Source organism: Moorena sp. SIO4A1 (assembly GCF_010672065.1).
In the GTDB taxonomy this organism is placed as follows: Bacteria; Cyanobacteriota; Cyanobacteriia; order Cyanobacteriales; family Coleofasciculaceae; genus Moorena.
The window spans coordinates 1-1,143 of the sequence record NZ_JAAHHX010000949.1 but is presented as its reverse complement, the minus strand read 5'-3'; the positions used below and the strand labels follow the sequence as shown (position 1 = coordinate 1,143).

At 42.0% G+C, this 1,143-nt stretch carries 1 protein-coding gene; it reads left to right on the top strand.

Translation table 11 applies throughout. The features are described from left to right. On the top strand, nt 1–847 hold an 847-nt coding region (locus F6K53_RS44360), incomplete at its 5' end, for an AMP-binding protein (protein ID WP_293087289.1). Between the last annotated feature and the right edge of the window lie 296 nt (nt 848–1,143).

Below are 1,143 nucleotides of genomic sequence, written 5' to 3'. Positions count from 1 at the left end.
CACTTTTGCTCCTTTTGGTTTCCGTAGGGATGCTCTTTATCCAGCTTATGGACTAGCGGAAGCAACTTTGTTGGTTTCTACTAAAAAACATGGGGAAAAAGCTCGGGTGTTGACCTTAGCAGCAGAAGCCCTAGAAAAAAATAGAATTGTAGTAGTATCACCAGCAGAAAAAGAGCAGGTAGTACGAAAAGTAGTTAGCTGTGGACCTCCCATTGGTGGGATGAAAGTGGCGATCGTTAATCCAAATACTTTGACAAAATGTCAACCAGATCAGGTAGGGGAGATTTGGGTCTGCGATCCAAGTATGGCTGTAGGATACTGGAATAGGTTAGAAGAGACAGAAAAGACCTTTAATGCAAACCTTGCCGAAAGTAGTGAGGGGCCTATGCGCACAGGGGATTTAGGATTTTGGCAAGATGGGGAACTATTCATTACAGGGCGTATCAAAGACGTGATTATTATTCGTGGTCGCAACCATTATCCCCAAGATATTGAATTGACAGTGGAAAAAAGTCACCCATCACTGCGTACTAGTCATGGAGCAGCATTGGCAGTGGAAATTAAGGGAGAAGAACGTTTAATAGTGGTTCAGGAGGTGGAGCGTAGTTACCAAAAAACACTAGATCTAAATGAGGTAGTGGGAAATATTAGGGAGGCAGTTACAGACGAACATGATCTACAGGTGTATTCTGTAGTATTAATAAAAGCTGGGAGCATTCCTAAAACATCAAGTGGCAAAATACAACGCTCTGCTTGCCGAGTTAAGTTTTTGGAGGGCAGATTAGACCAGTTAGAAGCCAGGGTAAAAATGGCAAGTAAAAATGGAGCAGCGGTCTCCACTTATTAAATGTAGGGAGTTTTGAGATTAGTTGAGATGATCGTTGACTTTGATAAAGCTTAATGAGATAATTCGATTTAATGGGCAGGCAGACAACAAATTCTGGGGGGGTGACATGCAAGCTAAAATCCTTACTGGGTAATATGTTCAGCCCATCTGTTACAAAAAGATACATGCTGTTTTGGGCTGACCTTGGACGTAGTTATAAGGGTTTGAGTTTCCAGAAAATGAATTGAGGGTTAATTTACGACTGTATCTTCCCTGAGCCCATTGGCATCAAAGCCTTATAGAGTAACCTTTTTGGG